At 72.6% G+C, this 19,818-nt stretch carries 16 protein-coding genes; 9 read left to right on the top strand and 7 right to left on the bottom strand.

Annotation, left to right across the window (positions count from 1 at the left end; translation table 11 throughout):
* The first annotated feature begins 170 nt into the window (after nucleotides 1-170).
* Nucleotides 171-842 carry an eCIS core domain-containing protein gene (locus tag IE274_RS11505; RefSeq protein WP_229909465.1) on the top strand — a complete coding sequence of 224 codons (672 nt, stop codon included), beginning with the start codon at nucleotides 171-173 and terminating at the stop codon, nucleotides 840-842.
* Between the two features lie 22 nt (nucleotides 843-864).
* On the opposite strand, the gene IE274_RS11510 is transcribed toward IE274_RS11505, so the two are convergent.
* The gene (locus IE274_RS11510; protein ID WP_190115563.1) at nucleotides 865-3,456 is read right to left on the bottom strand and encodes a hypothetical protein; all 2,592 of its coding nucleotides are present in this window, start codon (nucleotides 3,454-3,456) and stop codon (nucleotides 865-867) included.
* Between the two features lie 336 nt (nucleotides 3,457-3,792).
* Here IE274_RS11510 and IE274_RS11515 point away from each other — a divergent pair, with 336 nt between their 5' ends.
* The gene (locus IE274_RS11515; protein WP_190115564.1) at nucleotides 3,793-5,208 is read left to right on the top strand and encodes a hydrolase; all 1,416 of its coding nucleotides are present in this window, start codon (nucleotides 3,793-3,795) and stop codon (nucleotides 5,206-5,208) included.
* A gap of 137 nt (nucleotides 5,209-5,345) precedes the next feature.
* On the opposite strand, the gene IE274_RS11520 is transcribed toward IE274_RS11515, so the two are convergent.
* Together IE274_RS11520 and IE274_RS11525 are read right to left on the bottom strand one after the other, a co-directional pair.
* On the bottom strand, nucleotides 5,346-7,370 hold the full coding sequence (locus IE274_RS11520) for an ATP-binding protein (RefSeq protein ID WP_190115565.1): 2,025 nt from the start codon (nucleotides 7,368-7,370) through the stop codon (nucleotides 5,346-5,348).
* The gene (locus IE274_RS11525; RefSeq protein WP_190115566.1) at nucleotides 7,367-8,080 is read right to left on the bottom strand and encodes a Pvc16 family protein; all 714 of its coding nucleotides are present in this window, start codon (nucleotides 8,078-8,080) and stop codon (nucleotides 7,367-7,369) included. The genes IE274_RS11520 and IE274_RS11525 overlap by 4 nt, the downstream gene beginning before the upstream one ends.
* A 363-nt stretch (nucleotides 8,081-8,443) precedes the next feature.
* On the opposite strand from IE274_RS11525, the gene IE274_RS11530 reads away from it, so the two are divergent.
* The 4 genes from IE274_RS11530 to IE274_RS11545 all read left to right on the top strand — a co-directional run bounded on the left by IE274_RS11530 (nucleotide 8,444) and on the right by IE274_RS11545 (nucleotide 11,834).
* Nucleotides 8,444-9,826 carry an FAD-dependent oxidoreductase gene (locus IE274_RS11530; RefSeq protein WP_190115567.1) on the top strand — a complete coding sequence of 461 codons (1,383 nt, stop codon included), beginning with the start codon at nucleotides 8,444-8,446 and terminating at the stop codon, nucleotides 9,824-9,826.
* Between the two features lie 96 nt (nucleotides 9,827-9,922).
* Nucleotides 9,923-10,927, top strand: coding sequence for a hypothetical protein (locus IE274_RS11535; protein WP_190115568.1), 1,005 nt, complete (start codon nucleotides 9,923-9,925; stop codon nucleotides 10,925-10,927).
* An 86-nt stretch (nucleotides 10,928-11,013) separates the two neighbouring features.
* On the top strand, nucleotides 11,014-11,601 hold the full coding sequence (locus tag IE274_RS11540; RefSeq protein ID WP_190115569.1) for a DUF2975 domain-containing protein: 588 nt from the start codon (nucleotides 11,014-11,016) through the stop codon (nucleotides 11,599-11,601).
* On the top strand, nucleotides 11,601-11,834 hold the full coding sequence (locus IE274_RS11545; RefSeq protein ID WP_190115570.1) for a helix-turn-helix domain-containing protein: 234 nt from the start codon (nucleotides 11,601-11,603) through the stop codon (nucleotides 11,832-11,834). The genes IE274_RS11540 and IE274_RS11545 overlap by 1 nt, the downstream gene beginning before the upstream one ends.
* Nucleotides 11,835-11,840: 6 nt before the next feature.
* Here the strand turns inward: IE274_RS11545 and IE274_RS11550 are convergent, their stop codons facing one another.
* The 3 genes from IE274_RS11550 to IE274_RS40040 all read right to left on the bottom strand — a co-directional run bounded on the left by IE274_RS11550 (nucleotide 11,841) and on the right by IE274_RS40040 (nucleotide 14,527).
* On the bottom strand, nucleotides 11,841-12,944 hold the full coding sequence (locus tag IE274_RS11550; RefSeq protein ID WP_190115571.1) for a DUF5937 family protein: 1,104 nt from the start codon (nucleotides 12,942-12,944) through the stop codon (nucleotides 11,841-11,843).
* Between the two features lie 58 nt (nucleotides 12,945-13,002).
* The gene (locus IE274_RS11555) at nucleotides 13,003-13,533 is read right to left on the bottom strand and encodes a hypothetical protein (protein ID WP_190115572.1); all 531 of its coding nucleotides are present in this window, start codon (nucleotides 13,531-13,533) and stop codon (nucleotides 13,003-13,005) included.
* Between the two features lie 163 nt (nucleotides 13,534-13,696).
* Entirely contained in the window at nucleotides 13,697-14,527 is an 831-nt protein-coding gene (locus IE274_RS40040; RefSeq protein WP_268255568.1) for a helix-turn-helix domain-containing protein, read from the bottom strand.
* A gap of 510 nt (nucleotides 14,528-15,037) precedes the next feature.
* Here IE274_RS40040 and IE274_RS11565 point away from each other — a divergent pair.
* The 3 genes from IE274_RS11565 to IE274_RS11575 are packed head-to-tail and all read left to right on the top strand — an operon-like array spanning nucleotide 15,038 to nucleotide 18,839.
* Nucleotides 15,038-15,496 carry a hypothetical protein gene (locus tag IE274_RS11565; RefSeq protein WP_190115574.1) on the top strand — a complete coding sequence of 153 codons (459 nt, stop codon included), beginning with the start codon at nucleotides 15,038-15,040 and terminating at the stop codon, nucleotides 15,494-15,496.
* Nucleotides 15,493-17,583, top strand: coding sequence for a bifunctional polysaccharide deacetylase/glycosyltransferase family 2 protein (locus tag IE274_RS11570; protein WP_190115575.1), 2,091 nt, complete (start codon nucleotides 15,493-15,495; stop codon nucleotides 17,581-17,583). Before IE274_RS11565 ends, IE274_RS11570 begins: the two co-directional genes overlap by 4 nt.
* A 2-nt stretch (nucleotides 17,584-17,585) precedes the next feature.
* On the top strand, nucleotides 17,586-18,839 hold the full coding sequence (locus IE274_RS11575) for an LCP family protein (RefSeq protein WP_190115576.1): 1,254 nt from the start codon (nucleotides 17,586-17,588) through the stop codon (nucleotides 18,837-18,839).
* 81 nt (nucleotides 18,840-18,920) lie between these two features.
* On the opposite strand, the gene cynR is transcribed toward IE274_RS11575, so the two are convergent.
* Nucleotides 18,921-19,814: a transcriptional regulator CynR gene (gene cynR, locus IE274_RS11580; RefSeq protein ID WP_190115577.1), complete on the bottom strand. Its 894-nt coding sequence runs from the start codon at nucleotides 19,812-19,814 to the stop codon at nucleotides 18,921-18,923.
* Nucleotides 19,815-19,818 lie beyond the last annotated feature (4 nt).

Raw genomic sequence — 19,818 nt, forward strand, 5'->3', positions numbered from 1 at the left:
CCGGGGCAACGTCCGTGCCCGCAGAGACACTTGGCCGTGGCAGGCGGCCCGGGATGCGGACGCGCCGACCCGCCTCCTTGCCCGCACGGCTGCCCCGACGGACCTGTACGGACGGCGCCCCGTCGGTCAAGGGTGTCGGGTCAGCTCTGTCCCGCGCCGAAGGGAGCGTCGTGCACGCCCACGGAACACAGGCCCAGCAGGCCGGAGATCAGGACACGTCCCACCGCGCGAGTCAGGCCAGGCCGCGCCGTGTGAACGGGCCGGGCGCCGCGGCCGACCGGATGCTCACCCTCCAGCGCCTGGCGGGCAACGCGGCCGTGTCCCGCGCCATCGAGGCGGAGCGGCACGCCCACGGACCCGGCTGCGGCCACGGCGACGTGGAGGCGTCGGCCGCCGAACAGCCCGCCTTGCAGCGGCAGTTGTCCCTGGGTTCCGCGCTGGCCTCCCCGGGGAGCCCGTTGGAGCCGCGCATCCGCGAGCGGGCGGAGCAGGCGTACGGCATGAACTTCGGTGACGTACGCAAGCACGACGGCCCCGAAGCCCAGCAGTCCGCCCGGGAGTTCGGCGCCCTCGCCTACACCGTCGGCCCGCACATCGTCACCGCCGAGCGGAACCTGCCCGACGAGGTGATGTACCACGAGCTCGGCCACCGCTTCCAGAACGCGCTGGGTCCCGTGGCGGGCACCGACGACGGCACCGGCGTCAAGGTGTCGAGCCCCGGCGACCCCTTCGAGCTCCAGGCGGCCTCGAACGGCAGGAAGGTCGCACGCGGCGAGACGCCCGACCTGTCGCTGCCCGGCCGACCGGCACCGGCCGGGCACGACACGGACGACGAGGCCTGACACCGCGCCGGTCGCGACCGGGTCAGTACTGGCCCCCGGTGCCGCTCATGTCGACGTCGTAGGAGTCCTGCACCTGGAGCCGGACCATGTTGCCCCCGATGCGGACGTAGTGGGCGCCGGTCTCGTCGTCGAGGTAGTACGGCTGCCCGGTGCTCGGGTCGAAGTGGAGCGTGAAGCCCGGGACTTCGGGCGCCGGCGCCTGGTGTCCCGCGCCGGAAGCGCTGCTCTCGCCGCCATAGGCCGAGGTTCCGGCCATGGTGTAGGACGACGTGTAGGACGACGTGTCGGCCATCGCGTAGGCCGACGGGTCGGATGCCGTGTAGGCCGCCGGGTAGGCCGAGGGATCGGACGCGGTGTAAGCCGCCGCGTAGGCCGCGGGATCGGTGGCGGCGTAGGCCGACTGGTCTGCCGCGGCGTAGGCCGACGGATCAACCACCGCATGGCTCGACGGAGCGGCCGCGGCGGACGCCTCTCCCCTCTCGACGTCCTGGTGCCGCGCGGGCGCCTTGCCCTTGTCGAGGCCCTTTTCGAGCTCGGCGAGCCGCGGCTCGCCCTTGCGCTTGATGGCCTTGCGCAGATTGTCCCCGTTCTTGCCCGTGTGCAGGTACGCGGACATCTCCGGGACGTTGTAGCGCCGGTCGCGACGGAGCTGGGCGAGCTTGGCCAGGAGGTCGACGGGTGCCTTGGTGGGGTTCAGCTCGCCGGTGGACCTGCCCCGGTGGAGCCGCTCCCAGTCCTTGCACCAGTCGTTGCGGGACAGGCTGCGAATCGTCTCCTTGATGGCGTCCATGCCGAAGTCGTCGAGCTCCCCTCCCTTGGAGAACTGCTTCTCGGCCGCGCCCTTCTTCCTGCTCCGCGCGGTCGTGGTGCTCGCCGCACCCCTGGCGGGCTTGTTGGACCGCTGCGGTGTGTGCGTCCAGTGGCCCTCCTGCTCATAGCGGGTGAGATAGCTGCTGAGTCTGTTGTCGGACAGGTCGATGGCGGCCCCGAGGTGCTTGAGGGACATGGTGGTGGACCTGTGGTAGTTGAACAGCAGCTCGATCGCCCGTTGGCGGCTCTCGTTGGTGGCGTCGGCGCCGGCCCCGCCGTTCCAGAGCCCGTGGAGCTGGTCCGCCTGGTCCTGGGTGAGCTTGTCGGTCCTGCGGCGCGGGATCTTGTGCGTCGCCGTGCCCTTGCCGATGCCCGCGGGGGCGGTGTCCACCGTCCAGGTGTCCTGCAGCGGCCGCGCGACGCGGGTGTAGGTCCCGTCCGCGTCGAACTCGGCGTCGCTGGCGGACGGAGTGACGTCGGCCTGGCGGGCCGCGAGCCGCCCGGGGACCTTCAGCGAGAGGCCGCCACGGCGGTGTACGGCTTCCGCCGGAGCCGCCTCGTGCGCCATCGCCGGGGTGCTCGTGACGTCGTTGTGCACCATCTGCTTGATGTACGCGAGATAGTCGTCGTCCATGGTGTGCTTGAGGTGCGTCTTCAGGGAGTTCACGGAGCCCTGGAAGTAGTTCCCGTAGTTCTCGTCGAAGCTCAGATTGCCGAACCCCATCTGGTTCCGGTAGTACATCAACGCCGCGGCGCAGCCCATGCAGGGGCGGTACTTCCCCATGATGGCGAGGGGTTTCGTGGCCGTCTGGCCAGGATCGACGCCGGCACGGCTCAGGGCGAGGAGCAGTTTCTGCTCCGCGTGCACCGACTCCTCCTGCTTCGGCTGCCCCTTGTTCTTGCCCAGCATCTTCGGCCTGGGGTCGAGCTCCGCGAACCGGAGCAGGAACACCCGGCCCGCGTACTTGGAGCTGGTGAGCATGGTGCGCAGGTTCTTGTCCTCGATGTTCACGACGATGACGGGGGTGTCGACCTGCGCCTGCAGCACCTTGGCGGTGGGGTCCGGCCCTCGTCCCTGCTCGCCCGCGCCGCGCTGCCCGGTGGCGATGGCCGCGTTCTTGCGGCGGTAGCTCGCGAGCTTCGCTTCGAGGTTCTCCGCCTCGTAGGTGTGCAGTCCTCGTCGGCGCCCGTCCTGGCTCTGCTGGAACGCGAGCAGCTCCGGCAGGGAGGGTTCGTGTCCGTACGCCTGTCGTCCCTGGCTCACGAGGGTGTCGACCGACGAGTTGAAGTTCGAGGCGAACAGCAGCCGGTCGTTGATGAGCATGCCCTGGACCTCGCGGTTGTTGGCGTCCTCCGCGTCGCGGTCCGGATCCTCCTGCTTGGCCCTCTCCTGGGCGCCCTTCATGCTGTCGAACAGCAGGGCACTGGTCTCGTGCAGGGTCTCCTCGGCCTCCTCGCCGTTCTTGAAACGCGGGAACCGCATCCAGAACTCCTCGTGCGCCCGGCCCTGTCGCCGCGCGCCGTAGCTCACCATCGGCGGCCCGTCCACGTGGGTCTTGATGTCGGCCACGACGTCGCCGGGGCCGCGCTCCGGGGCCGCGTCCCTCCTGGAGCGCCGCCCCGACCCGCTGCCTTCCGGCCGGGAGTGCCTGCCGGACCCGCTGTCTTCCGGCCGCGAGTGCCTGCCCGACCCGCTGCCGCCCGCACGTTGCACGGACAGCACCCGGTTGACGGCCCCGTTGCCCGCCGCGTCGTTCATGGCGCGCAGCCCGGCGGGGGTCATCCCCTCGGCGGTACGCGGCACGGGAGAAACGGGAGAAGAGGGCCGCGCCGACCGGGGCTGTCGGTCGGCGCGGCCGTCCCGTCCCTCGTGGCCGCGTGAATCGGTCTGCCGCTGCCGCATGAGCGCCTCCAACGTCGGCGGGCGTCGCCGTCCACCGCCGGCGAGAGTCGCCGTCATGGTGCCGTGGCCGGGGTGCGCGGCCCAGAGCCGCAGGGGTGCCTTCGGGGGCAGACCCGGTTGCCCCCGAAGCCGTCCCGCCCCGCGCTGCCCGGTCCGGTGGGGTTCCCGCCCGTCCGGGCAACCGGGTCTGCCCGGCCGCCTGGTGACATGATCCGCGGCCGCTCCTAGTGTCGAGGCGTGAGCCTTTGGACCTCCTTGGAACCCGCGTCCGCGACCGTCGACCCCGGCAGCAGCACCACGGTGCGGCTGCGGGTGCGCAACACCGGCGACGTCGTCGACGAGTACCACTTCGAACCGGTCGGCGCCCTCGCGCCCTGGACCACGGTGGAGCCTCGGTCGCTGCGGCTCTACCCGGGGACGACCGGCACGGTGGAGCTGACGTTCGCCCCGCCGCGCACCCCGGACGCGACCGCGGGACCGAACCCGTACGCGATCCGCATCTCGCCGACGGAACACCCGGACGCCGTCACCGTGCCCGAGGGCAACCTCACCATCACCCCCTTCACCGAGGTCCGCGCCGAACTGGTGCCGCCGACGGTCAAGGGCCGGTTCCGGGGGCGGCCCCGGCTCGCCGTGGACAACCTCGGCAACACCAAGGTCACCGCCTCGCTCAGCGGCAGCGACACCGGCGACAAGCTGTCGTACGACCTGCAGCCGGGCAACGTCCAGATCGAGCCCGGCCGGGCCGCGTTCGTGAAGGCGACGCTGCGGCCCCGGCAGATCATCTGGTTCGGCTCCAAGCAGGAGCAGCCGTACGCGGTGTCGCTGCGGCGCTCCGGGACCGAGCCGATGGACGTCGACGGCACCTATGTGCAGCGCGGGTTCCTGCCGGGCTGGCTGGCCACCACGCTCGGCCTGGTCCTCGCGCTCGCCATCGCGTTCGTGATGATCTGGCTGACGTACAAGCCGCAGGTGAAGAGCGCCGCCCTGGAGAAGCCCGAGAAGGCCGGCGCGATCGCCAAGCCCAGCCCCTCCGCACCGATCAGCAGCGCCCCGCCGAAGCCCGACGACAAGCCGGACGAGGAGCCCGCGGACTCCGGCGCGGACGGCGACGAGGAGAAGGGCGGTGGCGGCGGCGGGGGAGGCGGCGGGGGAGACGAGCCCGAGGAGAAGAAGAAGCCGCGCAAGGTGACCGCGGCCGCCGCCGTGCGCAAGCTCGCCGAGCGCAGCGAGGGCCGCCACATCTGCTACCGCGTCTACCTCGCGGACGGCGGCTGGCAGAAGCCCGAGTGCGACGGCGCCGAGGCGGGCGAGGTGGGCGAGGGCAAGGCCGTCAAGGCCCTCAACGTCGCGGTCTCCAGCACCAACGGCGTCACCGGAGCCAGCGCCTATGTCGTCGACGGCTGGCGCAAGGGCGACGAGTGGGAGAAGGCGGACGACGAGAAGAACATGTACCTCGGCAGCACCGACGGGGACATCAACCCGATGCAGGGGTACACCATGCAGGTCTTCGACGGCTCGGTGTGCCACGACGCGTACGTGAAGGACAAGCAGTGGATGGGGCAGTCCTGCACCGAGCCCGGGAAGTGGACGTACGGCGGCAGCCCCATGGAGCTGAACCTTCAGCTGGAGGCGGTCCGCTTCACCGTCTGACGGGTGGGGCGTGACATGGGACGAGGGGCCGGTGACCGTTGACCAGGTCTCCGGCCCCCCTTCGCTGTGTCCGCTGTGCGCCCCGTCACCGGTGAGCCGCTGAGCCCTCCGTCACCGGTGAGCCGCCGGGCGCTCCCTCACCAGTTCGCCTCGCCCGGGACAAGGCGGCCCGCCTTGCGGTACTCGCGGCGCGCGCCCTCCAGCAGATCGCCCGCGCCCACCGGCTCGTCCCGGCCGGCCGCGAGGTACGCGGCGGTGACCACCGCACCGCGGATCGCCCCGCCCGACAACTCGAAGTCCCGGGCGAGGGGTTCGGTGTCGAGGCCGTCGGCGCGCGGCACGTGCGCGAGGCCGTGGTGCCACAGCGCGAGGCGCTGTCCGGCGTCCGGGAAGGGAAAGTCGACCACCAGGTCGAGGCGGCGGGTGAACGCGTCGTCGATGTTGGCCCGCAGGTTGGTGGTGAGCAGCGCGATGCCGTCGAAGGACTCCAGGCGCTGCAGCAGGTAGGCGCTCTCCAGGTTGGCGTACCTGTCGTGGGCGTCCTTGACCTCCGAGCGCTTGCCGAAGACGGCGTCGGCCTCGTCGAAGAGCAGCACGGCGTCCGTGCGGTCGGCCTCCGTGAAGATCCGTTCGAGGTTCTTCTCGGTCTCGCCGACGTACTTGTCCACGATCGACGACAGCTGGACCACATAGAGGTCGACGCCCAGATCGGCGGCGATCACCTCGGCGGACAGCGTCTTGCCGGTACCGGACTCGCCCGCGAACAGGCCGAGGACCCCGCGCCCGCGACCGCCGCCCGCGCTCAGCCGCCAGTCGCCCAGGACCCGGTCGCGATGGCGGGCGCGCAGGGCGAGTTCGTGGAGCTGGCCGAGCGGCCCTTCGGGCAGCACCAGGTCTTCCCAGTCCACGTCGGGTTGGATGCGGCGAGCGTGCTGTTCGAGGCCCGAGGCGGACTGCCGCCGGGCGGCGAGCCGGACGTGGGCGGCGGTGAGCGGCGTCCCGTCGAAGACGGCCAGCGCGGCGGCGGCCCGGGCGGCCCGCGCGACCCGCTCCCCACCGAGGTGGTACGGGGCGACGGTCCCGGCCAGGTCGAAGGCGTCGGCGCCCGGGCCGAGCGCGGTCCGCCAGGCGGCCGCTCCGCCCGCGGGCGGCCGGGGCGCCTGGAGCACCAGGGGGTCGTGCGGTGACCACTGCGGGTCGTACGGGCGGGGACCGGTGAGCAGGACGGTCACGTCGGCGGCCCCGGTCAACTCCTCGACCATCGGCCCCGGTCGGTCGGGCAGTCCGCACACCACGACCGCCTTGCCGCCGAGGCGCGCCTCGCGCAGCAGTTCGGGGACGTGGTCGGCGGGGCCGGAGTAGCGCAGCGCGTCGACGCCCGCCGCTGCCAGGGCCGCCGCGAGGGTGGTCAGGGCGTCGCCCTCGCGGTGCTCCCGCAGGTAGACGGTGCCGGGCCCGTCGCCGATGTGCGCGGCGAGGCGCTTGACGAAGTCCTCGTCGAGCCCGGCGGCGGGCGGCGGCTCCGGCATCGGGCGCAGCAGGCCGAGCAGCGCGGCGTCCACGGTGTCGTCGCCCAGGAGGTGGGCGACCAGCCGGTCGGGCACGCGCAACGAGCGGGTGAGGAGGGGTCGTTCGGCGTCCTCGACGGTCAGCAGGCCAAAGGAGCGCAGCGGCGCCGAGGAGTGGAACCGGGCGCGGGCCTCCGGCAGGTGCGCGGGCACCCCGCACAGGTCGAGCGCGAGCCCCACGGTGGCGCGGCGGCGGCTCACGTCGTCGTTGAGGTAGCCGTACAGCGGCTCGAAGGTCCGGTCGAGGTCGGGGGCCAGGGCGATGAGCAGGACGGCCGCGTCCAGCTCGGTCAGCCGCGTCCGGACGGCCGTCCGCGCCAGCCGGTCGTCGCTGTCCCGGGGCCACCCGTCGAGGACGTCCGACGGTACGTCCTCGTCCGCCGCCGCGCCCGACCACGTACGCAGCAGACGGCTCACGGCCTCGTCGGACACGTACAGCCCGCGCAACGGGTCGGTGGCGGTGGGGTCGTGCGCGGAGCGGTGCTCGACCAGCGCGGTCACCGTCCGCCGCAGCTCGAAGAGGCGGGCGAGGAGGGCACGGGCCGGGCCCTCCTCGCCGCCGGGGGAGGGATGGTCCAGGGGGGAGGTGCTCATGACTGCTCCGTACGACGGTTCGCCGCCCGCGCACGCTCCGCGCGGCCGCCCGCCGCCTGCCCCTGCCCATGGGCGGCACGGGCGGCCGCCACCTGGTGGGGCCGGTGGGCGCGCTCCGCCGACGCGGGCGTGCCGCCGTCCACGGTGCGGATCCGCACCGCCGCGCCCTCGGTGACCGGGGGCCCCGCGTCGTAGTCGGGAAACGCGGGGACCGGCGCCGTCACCACGACATCCAGCGACGGCTTCAACTCACCGCCGAGCGCCGACCAGATGTCGGCCATGGAGCGGGACTCCGACTGCAGGCCTCCCACCGTCACCGGCACCGTGAGGCCGAGGCGCCCGAGCGCGTCCGGGAGTTCCCGGGGCGACAGCAGCTCATGGGGCAGCAACGTCGCCAGCGCGGCGGACAGCAGCCGGTGCTCGTCCTGCGGCGTCTTCGTCCAGGCCGTCACCAGATACGACAGCCGGAACCAGCGCGGCGGCCGGCGCCGCCGCACCACGACGTCCCGGTCGTCCCGCACCGGCGCGTGGCCGCGCTGCCGCCGGGACGAGTCCTCCCGGAGGTCGTACAAGTAGACGTTGAGAACCGGGGCGTTGCGCCGGGCGGCCCAGTCACGGGTGGGGACGTCGAAGGACACGTCGATGCCGGACCCGGCCAGCGCCCCACCACGCAACAGTCCCTTCAGGACCTCATCCACCTCATGAATCACACCCGCACTCCCACCTGCCGCCACCGGACCGGCCTCCTCGCCACCCCACCTCCGATGGTCCGCCCTCCACGACCCGCGCCCCACGCACGCCGGGGACGACCATGGGGCAGAGTTGATGCCTCAAAGTCCCCGACACCGCCCCGGCAGCCGCGTGACGCCGCTACCCCGCTCCCCGAACGGCCTTGACCGGCAGGGGAGTCGGGCGGTGGCGGTGTCGCCACGCCCTGTGCTCCCGTGCGCTCCCCGGCCGGTCTTGATCGCCCCGGCGGCACAGGGTGAAGTGGCAACAGCCCCGAGCAGTGCCGAGCAGTGCCGAGCCGAGCCGACAGAAGCCGACAGAAGCCGACAGAAACGGGACAGGTCATGGCCACGAACAAGCGCAGCCCCCGGTCCGGCGCCCGCTGGGAGCGGGCCGTCGTCGTCGGTGGTGGGTACGCCGGTCTCGTCGCCGCGCGCGTCCTGGCCGACCACTTCGCCGAAGTGCTCGTCCTGGAGCGCGACCCGGTTGCGCCCGATACGGGCGTGCACCCGCACATCCCGCAGGGCTATCACGCGCACGCGCTGCTCGCGAAGGGCGGCGAGGCCCTGGAACGCCTCTTCCCCGGGCTGCGGGCGGAGCTCGCCGACCTCGGCGCCCCCGTCTTCGACTACGGCGAGCGCATCAGCTTCCTGCTCCCGACCGGCTACGCGCCGCGCGATCCGGTCGGCGTGTCCATCCAGACCTTCACCCGCGACGAGCTCGAACGCCGCCTGCGCCAGCGGGTGTCGGCCCTCACGCCGGTGCGCCTGCTCGCCGCCACGCACTGCGAGACCGTCACGGCCGGTGCCCCCGGCCGCCTGGACCGCGTCCACTACCGCACGGCCGGAACCGACGAATCCGTCGAGGTCACCGCCGACCTCGTCGTCGACGCGTCGGGCCGCTCCACCTCCGTGGACCGCTGGCTCACCGACGCCGACCTGCCCGCGTCCGCCAAGACCCTCATCAAGGCGAAGATCACCTACACCTCCGCGTGCTACGAACGCCCGCCGCAGGACCGGCAGGACGGCCCGGACTTCGACGTCGCGTACCAGATGACCTTCGCACCCGGCGTCGCGCGCGGCGGAGTCGTCCTCGCCGTCGAGCGGCACCGCTGGATGTGCTCGCTGTTCGGCTTCGACCAGCACGTGCCGCCCACCGACGACGAGGGCTACCTCGACTTTGCCCAGAGCCTCGGCAACCCGCGCCTCGCCGAACAGATCAAGCGCGGCACCCGCCAGGGCGAGATCCACCGCTACACCAACCCCGGCAACGAGTGGCGCCTGCACCACAAGAACCCCCGCTGGCCCGAGCGCCTGATCGCGGTCGGCGACGCGCTGTGCGTGTTCAACCCGGTGTATGGACAGGGGCTCACGGTCGGCGCGATGGAAGCGGAACTGCTCGGCGGCCTGCTGCGCCGTCGCCGGGCCCACCCGTCCGGCCTCGACGGCCTCAGCCGCGCCTACCAGCGCGGCGCGGCCCGCCTCATCAAGGTCCCCTGGACCATGGCCACCAGCTCCGACCTCATGTGGGCCCCCGGCAACCAGCCACTTCCCGCCCGCTTCGCCCACTGGTACAACCAGCACGTCTTCGCCCTCGCGGTACGCGACCCGGACGTCTGGGCCCGGTTCGTCCGCGTACTGAACATGACGGCCCCGCCCACTCTGCTGTTCCACCCGGCGGTGCTGGCCAAGGTGGTACGCCACGCGCTCGCCCGCCGGGCGGCCTGAACCCCGGCGCGGGGGAGCGGTCGGAGGCCCGCGGTGCCTGGCGCGAAATCGATCATGAAATGATCATCAACGACCGACCCCATGTATACCTTTGGCGTGACTTTACGCAATTTCGTTCCCACCGCCTGCGCCGTCGCCGCCCTGACCGCGGCCATCGGTTCCGCCCCGGCCGCCGCGGCGGAGCCCTCGCCGAAGCCGTCGGCGTCCCGGGCCGCGGCGCCCGCCGAGAACACCCTGTGCGTCTACAGCACGGAGATCACCGACAAGACCACCGGCGGCTACGTCTGGGACGTGGGCACCCGCGCCCACGCGCTCTGGAAGTCCGATGACTTCCAGAGCAAGTACGGAAAGCTCTCCTACGGCGAGCAGACGAACAAGCTCCTGTACGAACTCAACGTCAGCCAGCACGTCTTCGGCCACAGCTGGCTGGTGCACTTCAACTCGCACGGCGCGTTCCAGCGGAAGCTCGCCGGGGGCGACACCGCCCGCTACGACACGTACTCCTTCCAGCCGCAGGACCCCGACGGCCGCAACGGCGACGGCAGCCCCGTGGACGGCATGTCCGTCAACTACACCGGCTACGACATCAACGCCCCCGGCAAGCCCCTGGTCGAGTGGGACCGGCCCAGCCGCAAGCAGGACCGCGACGGCGCGTACGCCCCCCGTGCGGCCCGCTGCAAGACGCTCAGCGCCACTCAACAGGCCGCGTTCGACCGGGAGATCGCACGGCGCGAGCAGGCCGACGAGAAGTACACGCTCCTGCCGAGCTGGACGTACCTGCTGACCGGCGGCTGGGCCGGAACGCCCGCCCGCAACTGCACCACCTTCGCCCTGCAGGTGTGGGACGCCGCGATGGCCAACTCCCCGTCCGAGCAGATCGACCCGACCCTGCGCCTCCCCGCCGCCGACCTCAACCGCCGCGGCGCCGAGATCCCCGCCGACCTCACCCAGAGCGCGTACTCGGCCTGGATCCCGGCCCTGGCGGGCAAGTGGATCCACGAGAAGAACGGCAACCGGGACGAGAACGACGAGGTACCGCGCTTCGCGACCGACGACCTCGCACCGGCGACGAGCCCGGCCGGGGTCCGGGCCGGGGGTTAGATCACGTCGGCGCACAGCCGCGACTTGTCGATTATCGATATGGCCCGCTACCGTGGTCATATCGAAAATCGATAGGGAGGGATGCGATGAACACGCGGCTCACGAGGACCCTGGCCTCGGTGACCCTTTTGCTCGCGGTGCTCTGTGGGCTCGCTTTCATCGGTAAGGGCGTCACGCACATGGCCGACGACGGGGCGGTGTGCGTGCAGACGGGCTTCTGGGCCAATACGGCCATCGCTCCGGACGCCCTCCCGATCGAGAAGGGCGTGGAGGCGTCCGGCAGCGGCACGCGGCTCTGCCAGGACAGCCCCTCCGTGGCGCAGCGTGCCGCCGACCTCGGGGGCGAACTGCCCTGGCTGCTGTTCGGCGCCGTCGCGCTGCTGCTCTTCTCCCGGCTCCTGGACGCCGTCGTGGACAAGGGGCCGTTCACCGAGGTGGTGTCGCGACGGCTCGCCACCCTCGGCTGGGTCGTCGCCATCGGCGCCCCGGTGGCGAGTCTCGCCGTCGGCTGGTCGCGGTCCTGGCTGGTCGGGAGCATGGCGCCGGTCGCGGGTTCCGGGCCCGAGATGGCCGGGTCGCTCGAACTCGTCCTCGCCGGACTCGCGGCGGTCGTGATGGGCAAGATCATGCGGGAAGGCGTACGGATGCGAGAGGACCTCGAAGGGACCATCTGATGTCCGACGAGGAACTCCACGCGATCCGCATCCACCTGGACCGGATCCTCGCCGAGCGCGGCATGACCCTGACGGAACTGTCCGCGCAGGTCGGCATCACCGTCGTCAACCTGTCCGTGCTCAAGAACGGCCGGGCCAAGGCCATCCGCTTCTCGACCCTGTCCAGGATCTGCGAGGTCCTCCAGTGCCAGCCGGGCGACCTGATCACCCACGACCCCACCGAGCCGACCTAGCTCTGCTCAGCGCAGCACCCCTTCGATGAAGTCCCGGCCGAGCCGCGCCACCGCGTCGAGGTTCAGCTGGTGCTGCACGTAGCGGCCCCGACGGCGCGTGGTGACAAGACCGGCCCGCTTCAGGACCGACAGGTGCCGGGAGATCTCCGGCGCCGTCATGGCGTACGCGTCGGCGAGCTCGCCCGTCGTGCAGGCCGCGCGCGCGAGGTGCCGGCACAGCAGCATCCGGGCCGGGTGGGCGAGCGCGGACATGCGGCGCGTCAGCTCCTCCACGGAGGTGGGGGCGGCGGGCCCGGGGGCGCTGACGGAGTACGTGATCGAGGCCTGCCAGCCGTAGCGGAACAGCACCATCAGGTGCGGCCAGCCGACGCTGGTGGGGATGAGGACGAGCCCGCCGTCCCCCGTCCGGATCTGGCCGGAGGTCATCTTGTCGACCGTGATCCGGGTGCCCGTCTCGTCGAGGGAGACCGCCGGTGACACGGCCGTCAGGGCCTCGCGCGGGCCCTTGTGGAGCAGGAGCTGCCGCTTGCGCCGGGCGTCCGCGGTCAGCCGGCCGCTCACCCGGGCCCAGGTGTCCGCGAAGAAGGCCCGGTCGCAGTCCTCCAGGAACCGCCGGAACCAGGCGCGTACGGCCGGTGGGTCGTCGAGCAGCCGCTGGGCCAGCCGAAGTTGCGGCCCGCCCCGTGCCGCCGCCAGCTCCAGGGCCCGCTGCCGTCCCGCCGCGTCCTCCAGGACGTCCGGGGTCCGGGTGTCGTAGTGCACCCAGCCGAACTCCAGGGCGGCGTCCACGAACTGCTCGTCGGTGAGCCGGTCGAGCAGGTCGAGGTCGTCGGCGAGGGTGGCGCCGGGCAGGGCGCGCCGTCCGGGGATCGCGCCGAAGGGCATGAACACGTCCGAGAGGGTGGCGCGCCACAGGAAGTCCGCCTCGCCCATGCGGTCGGTGAGGTGCGAGTCGAGCGACGCGGTCACGGAAGCGACCCACCCGTGCAGCGACGGATGGTGGTCGGGCTCGGACAGCGCGTGCAGCGCGCTGCCCAGCTCGGCGAGGGGCGACGGCACGAAGGAGATGCGCTCCGACGCCAGACCCGTGATGTCGATCGTGACGCTCATGACCCCATGGTGCCCCGGCCCCGGGCCGGCGCGGACGGCGTCCCCCCGGGTCACCCGCTCAGGAGGCGACCCGCTCCCCGGACGGCTCGGCGACCACGATCTGGATGTGCGACGGGGCGTACTTGCGAGCCTTGTTGACCATCTTGGTCAGGTCGAACTTCTGGTGCTGGACGGCCACGTACAGCGATGCGGGCATGGCCGGGTGCGCGGGCGGGACCTCCGCCCCGACCGGCAGCGTCGCGCCCTGCCGCAGGCGTGCGCCGATCAGGGAGTGCTCGCCGTTCGGGGGCATGGCCACGACGAACTGGGTGACGTCGTTCCACGGCAGGATCGTGTTGCCGACCCGTACGCCCGCGGCGTCGAACTGGAACAGGATGCGCTTGGAGTCGAACCAGGACGAGATGAACGGGATCGCGGCGACGATCACCACACCGCCCTTCATGTCGAGCGCCCAGCCGAGGAGCACGGCGAGCAGCACGACGCCCGCGATGGCCCCCCACAGACCGGCCAGGTCCTGCGGCGAGAACGGGCCCGTCACCTTGTAGCGCTCCCACCGCCCACGGCGCGCGGGCTGATTCGGATTCGACATCGGGGTCCCCCTGAAGTGGCGATGCGGAGCATCGGCGTACTGGCCCAGGCCGTCGGCCTGAAGATCACAGTCGGGGACCCTAGTGAGGCGCGGGCGGGCTGGCTTGGACAAATCTGACCTCGCGGCGCGCACGCGTCCTGACGAGACCCGTCGCGCACCCGCCCTAGAGAGACACGGCCCCCTCCGCCACCCGTGCGGCCGCCAGCTCGCCGGGTGTGACGTCGGCCAGGGCGCGGAACTCGCGGTTCAGGTGGGCCTGGTCGTAGAAGCCGCAGGCGCTGGTCACCTCGTTGAGGTCCACGGCCCCGCGGGCGAGCAAGCCCACGGCCCGGTGGAAGCGCAGCACGCGCGCGGACGTCTTCGGCGTCAGGCCGATCTGCTCGGTGAAGCGCCGGACCAGGTAGCCGTGGCTCCACCCCACTTCGGCGGTGATGCGGGCGATCGGCATCGCCCCGGCCGACCGGGCGAGCAGCCGCCAGGCGTGCCGCACCTCGGGCGCGGGCGCCGGGCCGCGTTCGAGCCGGGCCAGCAGCGCGGCGTCGAGCAGGTCGAACCGGGTGCCCCAGTCGCCGATGGCGGACAGCCGTTCCACGAGTTCCCCGGCCCGGGGGCCGAGCACGCCGTCCAGCTCGACCACCCGGTTGGTCAACTCCCGCATCGGCACGGCGAACAGCCGGTACGCCCCCAGCGGCGTCAGCTCGAGCCGGATCGCCTCCTGGCCGCCGGGATGGTCCAACACCCGGGGCCCGTCCTCAAGACCCGCCACCAGCGACCCCACCACATGCTCGGCGGTGCCCGTCCCCCGCAGCCGGTGCGCCCGGGCGAACGGCGCCGCCAGGCTGATCACGACGACGGCCCGCCCCGTGGGGACGATCCGGACCCGGAAGGGCGAGACCGTCGCCTCCCAGTACCCGGCATAGCTGTGCAGATACGGACGCAGCGGCTCTGGCCAGGGCCGCGTCACGCGCCACCGATCGCCGCCCACCCGGGTCATCGCGACTCCCCGGCCGACAGCACTCCCGCTCCCGCCCCCTGGCATGCCCCGTTCCCTCCCGTGGCGGTGACCTCCCGGCGACGTCCCCGACCCCCTGACAGACACCGACCGCACCGTAGCCGGTTGCGTACAGGCGCGGCCTGTTGCCCCGTCACCCGGGTGCCCGAGTAGGGTCGGGGGCTGCGTGAAGGCTGACTGAGCTGCACCCTGGCCTCCCGGTCCTTGCGAGGGCACATGCGTACGTGGGCGTCCCGGCCCCACCCGGGAAGGCCGCACGGCATGCGCGGGGCGGATCCCTCCGTACCCGCCGGGCACCGGGATGCGGCTCCCGACGTCTCACGGGCACCACAGCGGACCCTCGGGTCCGTCCCCCCACACAAAGAGTCGCGCGTGCGCGGCCGCAGATCAGGAGCACCAGTGCAGGGCATCCCCCACATAGCCAGCACACCGCACGACGGGCGGTCGTCGCCCGTACCCCCTGCGCGCAGGGCGCAGCCCACGGGGCACGACATGGCACCGCCCCTGCCGCACCAGGCGGCGCCGCGCGTGCGCCCGGTGGCGCGGCATCCCCGGGCCGCCGACCCGCAACCCCCCGTCTTCATCGACCAGTCGGGCTGGCGCAGGCGGGCACTGCAAGGTGTCGCGCTGGTCGTGAGCGGTGTCTGCGTCGGGTATCTGCTGTTCGTCGGCGTGCTGGTCAGCGGGCTCCTGCAGCCCGTCGGCACGCACCCGCCGAGCACGAACGCACCGGCGCCGTCCGGCCCGGACACCGGTGAGTCGGCGGACGGCCCCGGCGTACGGGCCCGGGCCGGGGCCCACCGGCAGCCGACCGGGGCCCCCGCACGGACCAGGGCCCACTCGGAGACCGGAGCCCACCCGCAACCCCGGGCCCACGCCGACCGCGACGACCACCGCCGCCCCGTGTCCGGCAGATCCACCCCGCCCCCGGCCGGAGGCCCCCGGCAGTGAGGCGGGACGCCGCTGTCCGGCGCCCGCCGCGCGGACACTGGCTCGTGCTCCTGCTCGTACTCCTGGTGGTTGCCGTCACCCTCCTCTTCGAGGGCTGGACGACCCACCAGATCGACGCCGCGCGCACCAAGCCGCCGTGCACCCGGCCGATCCCGCGCGAGGTGGACGACGGGAAGCCGCTGCTGCGGTTCGGCCCGAAGGGCGTCACCACCGCGGCCATGCCGCCGGGCACCGTCGCCCTCACGTTCGACGGCGGGCCCGACCCGGTGTGGACGCCGCGCCTGCTCGACCTGCTGCGCAAGCACCACGCGCGGGCGACCTTCTTCGTGTACGGGAAGGACGCCGCCCGGCACCCGAAGCTGCTGCGACGGATCCTGTACGAGGGCCACGAGGTCGGCTCGTACACCTACAGCGGCGGCGACTTCGGTGTGGCATCGCCGCTGCGCGCGCGCCTCGAACTGTCGCTCACCCAGACCGCTCTCGCGGGCGCGGGCGGCGTCAACACCACCCTGCTGCGGCTGCCGCACACCACGGCCGCGGACACACTCTGCGGCCCTCAGTGGCCTGCCGCGAAGCGCGCGGCGGAGCAGGGGTACCTGGTGGTCGCGTCGGACCACAAGGCCCGCAAGCCGTGGCGCGGCCTCGTGACCCAGCACAGCCAGACCGACCTGGGCTTCCACGAGGCCCAGGACCTGCTGCGGGACCGCCGCGTGCGGCGGTTCACCACCATCAGCGGCGGGCTCGGCCGTCCCTCCTTCGTCGACGCGGTCCCGCTCGCCCAGGAGATCAAGGGCGAGGGCCTGATCTGGTCCCAGCGGCTCGGGCACGCCTTCCTCACCGTGATGGTGTGGACGCTGACCCTCGCGGGCACGCTCGGCGTCCTGCGGATGCTGCTGTTCGCGGTGTTCGCCCGGCTGCACGTGCGCAGGCTGCGCCGGTACCGGCCCGGCGCGCCCCGCCTGCGCGAGGTGCGGGAACCGGTGACGGTCCTGGTGCCCGCGTACAACGAGGAGGCGGGCATCGCCTCCACCGTGTACTCGCTGCTCGCCTCCACCCACCCGCAGTTCCAGATCATCGTGATCGACGACGGCTCGACCGACGCCACCGCCGACATCGCCGAGGAGATCGACGACCCGCGCGTGACGGTGCTCCGGCAGCCCAACGGCGGCAAGCCGAGCGCCCTCAACACCGGCCTGGCGCACGCCCGTCACGACATCGTCGTCATGGTCGACGCGGACACCATCTTCGAGCCGGAGGCCCTGGCCCGCCTGGTCCAGCCGCTCGCCCATCCGGCGGTCGGCGCGGTCAGCGGCAACACCAAGGTCGGCAACCGTCGTCGCCTGCTCGGCAAGTGGCAGCACCTGGAGTACGTGCTCGGCTTCAACCTCGACCGGCGGATGTTCGAGGTCCTGGAGTGCATGCCGACCGTGCCGGGGGCGATCGGCGCCTACCGCAGGGACGCGCTGATGGGCGTCGGCGGCGTCAGCGACGAGACCCTCGCCGAGGACACCGACCTCACCATGGCGCTCTGGCGGGCCGGCTGGCGCGTCGTGTACGAGGAGTCGGCGGTCGCCTGGACCGAAGTGCCCAGCACCCTGCGGCAGTTGTGGCGCCAGCGCTACCGCTGGTGCTACGGCACTCTCCAGTCGATGTGGAAGCACCGGCACGCGGTGGTGGAAGTCGGCCCCGCCGGACGCTTCGGCCGCCGCGTCATGCTCTACGTCACGCTGTTCCAGATCGTCCTTCCGCTGTGCGCGCCGGTCGTGGACATGTTCGCCCTGTTCGGGGCGCTGTTCCGGGATCCCGTGGAGGCCGCGCTCGTCTGGTTCGGGTTCCTCTCCGTGCAGCTGGTCACCGCCGCGTACGCGCTGCGGCTCGACCGCGAACGGCTGCGCGTGCTGTGGGTCCTGCCGCTCCAGCAGTTCGTCTACCGGCAGTTGATGTACCTGGTGGTCATCCACTCCGTGACCACGGCGCTGCTCGGCACCCGCCTGAAGTGGCACAGCGTGAAGCGCACCGGCACCGCCGACCCGTATCTGCTCGAAGCGCCGCCCGAAGAGACGCGGCAGAGCCTGCAAGGGAGTTGACCATGACAGACCCGCTCGACCAGCAGGCCGGACACGCCGTGCGCGCGGGGGCGGCGGACCGGACACCCGCGCGGGCGGCGGACCGCACGCGCGCGGGGGAGGCCGACCGCATACCTACGGGGGAGGCGGACCAGGTGCCGTACGCCGCCCCCGAAAGCCCCACCGCGCAGGAGCGGTTCGCCGACCGCCCCAGCTCCCGCTACGGGCCCCGCCGCGCCCACGCCAGGCAGCCGAAGAAGCGCAGGCGGCTGCGGAAGGCGGTGCTCGTCGTCCTCGCCCTCGTGGCTGTCGCGGTGGGCGGTACGTACGGCTGGGCCGAGACCCGGCTCCAGCGCGACGTCGACCTGGGCGCCTACGGGGACCGGCCGCCGCCCGGCGAGGGCACCAACTACCTCATCGTGGGCTCGGACAGCCGCGACGGCCTCTCCGAGGGCGACGTGCGGGACCTGCACGCGGGCGGGGGCGGCGGGCGGCGCACCGACTCGATGATGCTGCTGCACACCGGCGCCCACGGCACCAGCATGGTCAGTCTGCCGCGCGACTCCTGGGTCACCGTGCCCGGCCGCCTCGACACCCTGACGGGCAAGACGAAGCGGCCCGAGCGGGACAAGCTGAACGCCGCGTTCGCGTACGGCGGCCCCGAACTCCTCGTACACACCGTGGAGAAGAACACCGGCCTGCGCATCGACCACTACGCGGAGATCGGCTTCGCCGGATTCGTGAACATCGTCGACGCCATCGGCGGCGTCCGCATGTGCCTGGACCGCGACATCAAGGACAAGAAGTCGGGCGCCGACCTGCGCAAGGGCTGCCACACCCTGAACGGCGAGCAGGCCCTCGCCTTCGTCCGCCAGCGCCATCAGGAGCGGGAGGGTGACCTCGGCCGGTCGAAGAACCAGCAGAAGTTCCTGTCCACCCTCGCCCACCAGGCCGCCCGCCCCGGCACCCTCTTCGACCCCCTGGAGATCGGCCCCGCGGTGCAGGCCGGGCTCGACACCCTCATCGTCGACAAGGGCATGAGCCTGCGCGACCTCGCCGGTATGTTCCGCGCCGTCCAGGGCGTCGCGGGCGGAAAGGGCAAGCAGATCAACGTGCCCGTGTCCGGCATCGGCGTCCCCACCTCCAAGGGCAACGTCCTGAAGTGGGACGCCGAGAGGTCGGCCCGGCTCTTCGCCGACCTGCGGCACGACCGGCCGGTGACGGAGACGGGGGAGACGTCCCGGGAGCGCAAGCGGCAGGCCCGGCAAGGAAGGTGACTGGACGTCAGTAGGTCACCCGCCCCTCCGCCCTCAAGGGGCGCCAGGCCTTCCCCTGCAAGCGTCGGCAGCCCTCCGGTCTCATGTCAGGGCCTGCGCCCACTGGGTGACCTGCTGGGTGAAGGCGTGCGCGGCGGCGCTCCGGTAGGTGCTTTCGCGGCGCAGCAGCGTGACGGTGCGGGAGGGGAGCGCGGGGGTGAGGGGGATGGGGGTGAGCCGGGTGTGGTCGTGGGCGATGGCGTCGGGCAGGACGGTGGCCAGCGGGGTGCGCGCCACGATTTCGGTGAGGGCGGCGATGGAGTTGGCCTCCAGGGCGATCCGCGGCCGCACGTGGTGCTCGGCGAAGTACTGGTCGATGTGCCTGCGGGTGGCGAAGTCCCCGCTGAGCAGGGCCAGTTGGCGTTCGCCGAGGTCGGTGACCGGCAGCGGTCCGGGGGCGCCGGTGTCGGGGTGGTGGTGGCCGACGACCAGGCTGAGGGCCTCGGTGAACAGCGCGGTGGCCTCGATGCCGGGAAGGTGGGCGCCGCTGAAGGCGATGCCGAGGTCGAGCCGGTCGGCCAGGAGGTCGGTTTCGACGCGGTCCTGGGGCAGCTCGCGCACGTCCAGGGTGATCCCGGGATGACGGGTGTGGAAGTCGGCGACGAGCGGGCCGGTCAGGTAGGCGGTAAAGGTGGGGGTGACGGCGAGGCGGAGATGTCCGCGCGAGAGGTCCCGTACGTCGAGGACCGCACGCTCACCGGCCGCGAGGTTCCGTAGCGCGCGCCGGGCGTAGTCGGCGTACGTGGCTCCGGCGTCGGTGAGGCGCACGGTGCGGCCGGTGCGTTCGAGGAGCTGTACGCCCACGGCCTTCTCCAGCTGCTTGATCTGCTGGGACAGGGTGGGCTGGGCGATGCGCAGCTCCTCGGCGGCGCGGGTGAAGTTGGCGTGCTCGGCGACCGCGAGCAAGTACCGCAGATGACGCAGTTCCGGCTTCATGCCC

It is taken from the genome of Streptomyces flavofungini (assembly GCF_014650815.1).
GTDB lineage: Bacteria > Actinomycetota > Actinomycetes > Streptomycetales > Streptomycetaceae > Streptomyces > Streptomyces flavofungini.

Coding starts and splice junctions, on each gene's coding strand:
- IE274_RS11520 (WP_190115565.1), bottom strand. CDS start 7,370: ATGAGCACCTCCCCCCTGGACCATCCCTCCCCCGGCGGCGAGGAGGGC.
- IE274_RS11530 (WP_190115567.1), top strand. CDS start 8,444: ATGGCCACGAACAAGCGCAGCCCCCGGTCCGGCGCCCGCTGGGAGCGG.
- IE274_RS11540 (WP_190115569.1), top strand. CDS start 11,014: ATGAACACGCGGCTCACGAGGACCCTGGCCTCGGTGACCCTTTTGCTC.
- IE274_RS11545 (WP_190115570.1), top strand. CDS start 11,601: ATGTCCGACGAGGAACTCCACGCGATCCGCATCCACCTGGACCGGATC.
- IE274_RS11550 (WP_190115571.1), bottom strand. CDS start 12,944: ATGAGCGTCACGATCGACATCACGGGTCTGGCGTCGGAGCGCATCTCC.
- IE274_RS11555 (WP_190115572.1), bottom strand. CDS start 13,533: ATGTCGAATCCGAATCAGCCCGCGCGCCGTGGGCGGTGGGAGCGCTAC.
- IE274_RS40040 (WP_268255568.1), bottom strand. CDS start 14,527: ATGACCCGGGTGGGCGGCGATCGGTGGCGCGTGACGCGGCCCTGGCCA.
- IE274_RS11565 (WP_190115574.1), top strand. CDS start 15,038: ATGGCACCGCCCCTGCCGCACCAGGCGGCGCCGCGCGTGCGCCCGGTG.
- IE274_RS11575 (WP_190115576.1), top strand. CDS start 17,586: ATGACAGACCCGCTCGACCAGCAGGCCGGACACGCCGTGCGCGCGGGG.
- cynR (WP_190115577.1), bottom strand. CDS start 19,814: ATGAAGCCGGAACTGCGTCATCTGCGGTACTTGCTCGCGGTCGCCGAG.